Annotated in this window: 4 protein-coding genes; 2 read left to right on the top strand and 2 right to left on the bottom strand. The window is 72.1% G+C overall.

Going from position 1 to position 6,859, the window contains the following annotated elements; translation table 11 throughout:
• Positions 1–131 precede the first annotated feature (131 nt).
• The gene (locus Sru01_RS00930; protein WP_203981870.1) at positions 132–1,307 is read right to left on the bottom strand and encodes a glycosyltransferase family 4 protein; all 1,176 of its coding nucleotides are present in this window, start codon (positions 1,305–1,307) and stop codon (positions 132–134) included.
• Positions 1,304–2,188: a sulfotransferase family protein gene (locus tag Sru01_RS00925; RefSeq protein WP_203981869.1), complete on the bottom strand. Its 885-nt coding sequence runs from the start codon at positions 2,186–2,188 to the stop codon at positions 1,304–1,306. Before Sru01_RS00925 ends, Sru01_RS00930 begins: the two co-directional genes overlap by 4 nt.
• 270 nt (positions 2,189–2,458) lie before the next feature.
• Here Sru01_RS00925 and glgX point away from each other — a divergent pair, with 270 nt between their 5' ends.
• Both glgX and treY read left to right on the top strand, forming a co-directional pair.
• The gene (glgX, locus tag Sru01_RS00920) at positions 2,459–4,564 is read left to right on the top strand and encodes a glycogen debranching protein GlgX (protein ID WP_203981868.1); all 2,106 of its coding nucleotides are present in this window, start codon (positions 2,459–2,461) and stop codon (positions 4,562–4,564) included.
• A 41-nt stretch (positions 4,565–4,605) separates the two neighbouring features.
• Entirely contained in the window at positions 4,606–6,834 is a 2,229-nt protein-coding gene (treY, locus tag Sru01_RS00915) for a malto-oligosyltrehalose synthase (RefSeq protein WP_203981867.1), read from the top strand.
• The last annotated feature ends 25 nt before the right edge of the window (positions 6,835–6,859 follow it).

The raw sequence follows: 6,859 nt of genomic DNA, 5'->3' as shown, positions 1-6,859 counted from the left end.
GCCCGCACCGCGTCTGAGCCCGCACCGCGTTTGAGCCCGCACCGCGTCTGAGCGCGGGTCGCGGGCGAGCCAGGCACCGTGTCCGCCCCCGGCCATCGCGTGCTGAACCCGACTCGGCGTCCGAGTCCGCCTCAGCGGCCCGGCCGGTCCGCGCTCCGCCGCCTGCCCAGGGTCAGCTCGGTGAACAGCGCCTCCCAGGTGGGCATGACCACCGCCGGCGCGTAGGCGCGCACCGTCCGCGCCGCGGCCCCGCCGAGGCGGCGCCGCAGCTCCGGCTCCTCCACCACCCGCCGCATGCCCGCGGCCAGCGCCGCGATGTCCCCCGGCGGAACGAGCAGACCGTCCTCGCCGTGGGTCAGCACGTCGCGCGGGCCGGTCGGGCAGTCGAACGCGACGATGGGCAGCCCGTGCGCCATCGCCTCGATCATCACCATCGGCAGTCCCTCGAACCGGGAGCTGAGCACGTAGGCCGACGCCGCGGCGAGCTCACGGTCCAGGTGCTCGGTGCGGCCCATCAGCGTGACCGCCCCGCCGAGCCCCCGCTCGTCGATCATGGCCTGCAGCATGTCCTTCTTCGGCCCGGAGCCGAAGATGCGCAGCCGCCAGTCCGGATGCGCCTTGACGACCTCGGCGAAGGCCGGGATGAGCAGGTCGAAGCCCTTCTGCGTGAACAGCCGCCCGGCGGCCACCATGACGGGGGCGGTAAGGGCGGACCTGGCCCGGTCGATCCGGTGCACCGCGTTCGGGATCCGCTCGACCCGCAGGCCCGGGACGGCCCGCCGAAAGTCGGCCCGGTCGGTCTCGGTGAGCACCGCCACCGCGTCGAGGCCGCCGTAGTAGCGGCCGATCGCCTCCCGCACCCCTTTCTTGTAGGTCGCCAGGTTCATGTGCTCCTGGCCGACCCGCACCACGTGGTCCGGCGCGCGGCGCGCGCTGATGAGATTGAGCGCGGGCCGGGTGGTCACCAGCACGCCGCCGTCCAGTCCGGTGACGTAGTCGATGACCGCCTTCTCGACGCGCTCGGTGAAGTAGCCGGCGGCGAACTCGCCGCGCGGCACGATCTTCCCGCGCACCCGACGCCAGACGCGCCGGACGGTGGAGTCGGGACTCACCCCGGCGCGCTGGTCGGCCAGCGTGATGACCCGGACCCGCGGGTCGATGGCGAACTGCGGGTTCTTCCGGCGGCGGACCACGCTGACGATCTCCACCTCGTGCCCGGCGTCCGCCATGTGGTTGGCCTGGCTGATGACGGTGCGGATGGTGCCGCCCATCCCGTAGGCGTGCAGCAGCATGTAGCGGATCCTCACGGGCCCTCCGCCTGGTCGGCGGAGTAGCCCCAGGTGGAGCACATGGCACGCAGCGGCGCGGGCAGCGCGTCGGCGGCCGGCGGTTCCCGGCCGGGCAGCACCTGGCCGGCCCGGATCTTGTCCTTCCAGTCGCCGAGGCCTTTGCGCAGTACCAGCCCCTCGCCGTACTCGAGCATGCCCGGCTCGAACGGGACGTCCAGGAAGTCGCAGATCCGGCGCAGTTCGGCCTCGGGCTCGGCGGTCAGGTCCTCGTAGCGCACGGTGAGCCCGGACAGCGCCCCGCGGGCCCGCTCGACCGCCTTCATGTACCGCAGCGCGTCCAGCGCGGCCTCCTCCGGGGTGCGCCGGTCCGGGCTGGCCTCGTGCCAGGACCGGGCGATGGAGCCCGGGTGGCGCAGCAGGAAGACGAAGCGCGCGTCCGGCCAGCAGGTGGCGATCCGCCGGTAGGCGAAGGCGTTGGCCGGGGTCTTGTCCACGATGATCTTCTTGCCGCTGCGTACCAGCTCGCGGTGCAGCACCCGGTCCCACAGCAGGTGTTCCAGGTCGCCGCGATCGTGGCCGAGCTCCTCCATCGCCTGCCGGGCGAGCTTGGTGCCGAAGCCCACGGTCAGCCGGCGGACGTGCAGCTCGTGCGGCGCGTGCAGCAGCGGGTGGGCGTCGAGCAGGGCGCGCAGCAGCGTGGACCCCGAGCGCACCGGGGAGAGGATGAAGACGGGGGCGCGCAGCAGCCGGTCGGCCACCGGGTCGGCCGGCGGGCGGACGAGCGGCTCCTCGCCGGGGGCGGCGTCCGGCGGGCCGGCCGGCGCCGGGGCGCCGGCCCGGCTCAGCCGGTACCCGGTGACCTCTTCGAGGGCATGGTTCGCTCTGCGCTTCCAATCCATGCAGGGTGAGGCTACCTGCGGTTTCTGGGAAATTCATAAGCGTCTGTCCGGTATGACGGGATGCTCGGCGCCGGCGGAGCGGCGCGGATCAACACGGTGTGCCAGGCGTGTGACGTCCAGGTGACCGCCCGAGTGTCCGGCGCCGGACCGCGGCGCGGGTCCAGTAGCCTGGCAGCGCGCGAACCTCCCCAGAGCGCACGATCTACGTACTCGGCGGCATGAGCCGCGTGTACAGGGGAACACGGGGCACGTGCCTATCCGGACGGTGACATGATCGAGATTTGGCCCGGCGATCCCTATCCGCTGGGAGCGACCTACGACGGCGCGGGAACCAACTTCGCGCTGTACACAGAGGTCGGCGAGCGCGTCGAGCTCTGCCTCTTCGACGACGACGACACCGAGCGGCGCGTCGCGCTCACCGAGTGCGAGGCGTTCGTCTGGCATGGATATCTCCCCGGCGTCGGGCCGGGGCAGCGGTACGGCTACCGCGTGCACGGGCCCTACGACCCGGCGCGCGGCCAGCGGTGCAATCCCAACAAGCTGCTGCTCGATCCCTACGCCAAGGCGATCGAGGGCGGCGTCCGCTGGGACCAGGCCGCGTACGGCTACCGGTTCGGCGAGCCGGACAGCCGGGAGGACACCGACTCGGCGCCCTACGTACCGAAGTCGGTGGTGATCAATCCGTTCTTCGGCTGGGGCCACGACCGGCCGCCGGCCACGCCGTACCACGACACGGTGATCTACGAGGCGCACGTCCGGGGGCTGACGATCCAGCATCCGCGCATCCCCGAGCGCATCCGCGGCACCTACGCCGCCCTCGGGCACCCGGAGATCATCGATCATCTCACCGGGCTCGGGGTGACCGCGGTCGAGCTGATGCCGGTGCACCAGTTCGTCACCGACGACACCCTGGAGCAGCGGGGGCTGACCAACTACTGGGGTTACAACACCATCGGCTTCTTCGCGCCGCACAACGCCTACTCCAGCTCCGGCGAGCGGGGCGGGCAGGTGCTGGAGTTCAAGGCGATGGTCAAGGCGCTGCACGAGGCGAACATCGAGGTCATCCTCGACGTGGTCTACAACCACACCGCCGAGGGCAACCACCTCGGGCCGACGCTGAGCATGCGGGGCATCGACAACGCGTCCTACTACCGCCTGGTCGACGACGACCAGCGGTACTACATGGACACCACCGGCACCGGCAACAGCCTGCTCATGCGCTCGCCGCACACGCTCCAGATGATCATGGACTCGCTGCGCTACTGGGTCATCGAGATGCACGTGGACGGCTTCCGCTTCGACCTCGCCGCCACCCTGGCCCGCGAGCTGCACGAGGTGGACCGGCTGTCGGCGTTCTTCGACCTGGTCCAGCAGGATCCGGTGCTCAGCCAGGTCAAGCTGATCGCCGAGCCATGGGACGTGGGGCCCGGCGGCTACCAGGTGGGCAACTTCCCGCCCCGGTGGACCGAGTGGAACGGCCGCTACCGCGACACGATCCGCGACATGTGGCGGGGCGAGCCGGCCGCGCTGCCGGAGTTCGCCTCCCGGCTCACCGGCTCCAGCGACCTCTACCAGGACGACAGCCGGCGCCCGGCCGCGTCGATCAACTTCGTGACCTGCCACGACGGTTTCACGCTGCGCGACCTGGTCTCCTACGACCACAAGCACAACGACGCCAACGGCGAGGGCAACCGGGACGGCACCGACGACAACCGCTCGTGGAACTGCGGAGTCGAGGGCCCGGCCGGCGGCGCGGTGGAGGCGCTGCGCGAGCAGCAGAAGCGCAACTTCCTGGCCACGCTGTTCCTGTCCCAGGGCGTGCCGATGCTCTCGCACGGCGACGAGCTCGGGCGCACCCAGCAGGGCAACAACAACGCCTACTGCCAGGACAACGAGATCAGCTGGGTCGACTGGTCCGACGTGCGGGAGAACTGGCTGCTGCTGGAGTTCTCCCAGCGGCTGGCCCGGCTGCGCCGCGACCACCCGGTGTTCCGCCGCCGCCGCTTCTTCTTCGGCCGCGCGGTGCGCGGGTCGGGCGACGAGCTGACCGACATCGCCTGGCTCACCCCCGGCGGCAGCGAGATGACCGACGGCGACTGGCAGAACGGCTACGCCAAGTCGCTGTGCGTCTTCCTCAACGGCGAGGCGATCACCGAGCCGGACCGCCGCGGCCGGCGGATCGTGGACGACTCGTTCCTGCTGATGTTCAACGCCCACCACGACCTGATCGACTTCACGATCCCGAAGGACTTCGGCGACGTGTGGGTTCCCGAGATCGACACCGCGGTGCCCATCGAGGTCGACGCGAGGCTGTACCGGGCGGGCGAGCAGGTGCCCGTCGCGGGCCGTTCGGTCCGGGTGCTGCGCCGCGCCTGACCGCCGCCCCGCCCGCCGACGCACCACCGGAAGGACCGACCGTGACCGAGCCCGTACCGCCCGCCGGGGGCGTCCCGACGGCCACCTACCGACTCCAGCTCACCCCCGAGTTCGGGTTCGACGCGGCGGCCGGGCTGACCGGCTACCTGGCCGAGCTGGGGGTGAGCCACCTCTACCTGTCGCCGGTGCTGCAGGCGGTGCCGTCCTCGCAGCACGGCTACGACGTCACCGACCACACCCGGATCAGGGCGGAGTTCGGCGGCGAGGAGGGCCTGCGGGCGCTCGCCGCCCGCGGGCTGCCGCTGGTGGCCGACATCGTGCCCAACCACATGACCGTGCCGGTGCCCGAGTCGGCCAACGCCCGCCTGTGGGACGTGCTCCAGCACGGGCCGGCGGCCGCGTCGGCGGGCTGGTTCGACATCGACTGGGCGGACGGCAAGGTCACCATGCCCGTGCTCGGTGACGGCGTGGACGTGTCCGCCGAGGTCGTGGCGGACGGTGACGTGCTGCGCTACCACGACCACGAGTTCCCGGTGCGGCCGGGCGGCGGCGGCCTCGCCGACCAGTTCTACCGGCTGGCCCCCTGGCGCACCCCGCCCGGATACCGCCGGTTCTTCGACGTGTCGTCGCTCATCGGGCTGCGCGTGGAGGACCCGGAGGTGTTCGAGGCCACCCACGAGGTCATCCTGCGCCTGGTGGCCGACGGCGTGATCAGCGGGCTGCGGGTCGACCACCCGGACGGGCTGGCCGATCCGCGCGGTTACCTGACCCGGCTGCGCGAGCGGGCCCCGGTGTGGACGGTGGCCGAGAAGATCCTCATCGGGGACGAGCGGCTGCCGGCCGACTGGGCGTGCGACGGCACCACCGGCTACGACGCCCTCAACATGGTGACCCGGCTGTTCGTCGATCCGGCCGGCGCCGCGCCGCTGATCGACCTGTTCACCGGGCGCACCGGCTTCCCGCGGGACTACGACACCGTCCGCTACGAGGCCAAGAAGCAGGTGCTCGCCCAGTTCTTCGGCGGCGAGATGGACCGGCTCACCCGGCGCGAGCCTGAGCTGCGCGCGGCGATGGTCGAGCTGCTGGCGGCCATGCCGGTGTACCGCGCCTACGTGGTGCCCGGCGAGGAGCCGCCGGCCGAGACGGTCAAGGTGATCCGGGCGGCGGCCGACGCGGCGGCCGGGCGCGCCGACCCGGCGCTGGTGGCCAGGGCGGCCGAGCTGGTGCTGTCCGGCCCGGCCGAGACGGTGACCCGGTTCCAGCAGACCTGCGGGCCGGTGATGGCCAAGGGCGTGGAGGACACCGCGCTGTACCGTTGGTACCCGCTGGCCTGCCTGAACGAGGTGGGCGGTGAGCCGGACCACTTCGGCGTCTCGGCCGCGGAGTTCCACGAGTTCTGCGCCGGCATGGCGCCGTACACGATGACCACGCTGTCCACCCACGACACCAAGCGGTCGGAGGACGTGCGGGCTCGGCTCGCCGTGCTGTCGGAACTGCCGGCAGAGTGGGCGGCGGCGGTCGACGAGTGGTCGCGGCAGGTCTCCTTCGACCCCAAGCTCGACTATTTCGCCTGGCAGAACCTGATGGCCGCCTGGCCGATCAGCACCGAGCGGTTCGCCGAGTTCCTGTACAAGTCGGCCAGGGAGGCGAAGACCTCCATCTCGTGGATCGCGCCGGACGCCGCCTACGAGCAGGGCGTCCGCGAGTTCGCCGCCCGGGCGATCGAGGTCTGCGGGCCGTCGGTGGCCGCCTTCACCGAGCGGATCGACGCCTGCGCCCGCGTCAACTCGCTGGGCCAGAAGCTGGTGCAGCTGATGATGCCCGGCATCCCGGACGTCTACCAGGGCAGCGAGACGACCGACTTCTCGTTGGTCGACCCGGACAACCGCCGCCCGGTCGACTACGCCTACCGCCGCACGCTGCTGGGCGCCGGCGGCGACTCCTGGGACGCCGACAAGCTGCACGTGACCGCTTCGGCGCTGCGGGTCCGCTCCCGGCTGGACCCGGTCGCGCCGTACGCCCCGATCGAGACCGGCGACCCCGGCGAGCCGGGAGAGCACGCCATCGCGTTCGCCCGGGGCGAACAGGCGGTCGTGGTGGCCACCCGGTTCCCGGCCGGCCTGGCCCGCCGCGGCGGCTTCGGGGCGGCGACGCTGACCCTGCCGCCGGGCCGGTGGCGGGACGTGCTCACCGGAGCCCCGCACACCGGGCGTGTCCCGTTCGCGCACCTTCTCGCACGTTATCCCGTGGCGTTGCTGGAAAAGGAATAGCGGGGCGGCCCAGGCTCGTGGCCTT

Origin of the sequence: Sphaerisporangium rufum (assembly GCF_016863395.1) — a bacterium.
Taxonomy (GTDB): Bacteria; Actinomycetota; Actinomycetes; order Streptosporangiales; family Streptosporangiaceae; genus Sphaerisporangium; species Sphaerisporangium rufum.
The sequence above is the reverse complement of the archived record's forward strand: the minus strand, read 5'-3'. Positions and strand labels throughout refer to the sequence as shown.

Bases quoted from the DNA above. Each gene is read 5' to 3' on its own strand.
- Sru01_RS00925 (WP_203981869.1), bottom strand. From the start codon at position 2,188: ATGGATTGGAAGCGCAGAGCGAACCATGCCCTCGAAGAGGTCACCGGG.
- glgX (WP_203981868.1), top strand. From the start codon at position 2,459: ATGATCGAGATTTGGCCCGGCGATCCCTATCCGCTGGGAGCGACCTAC.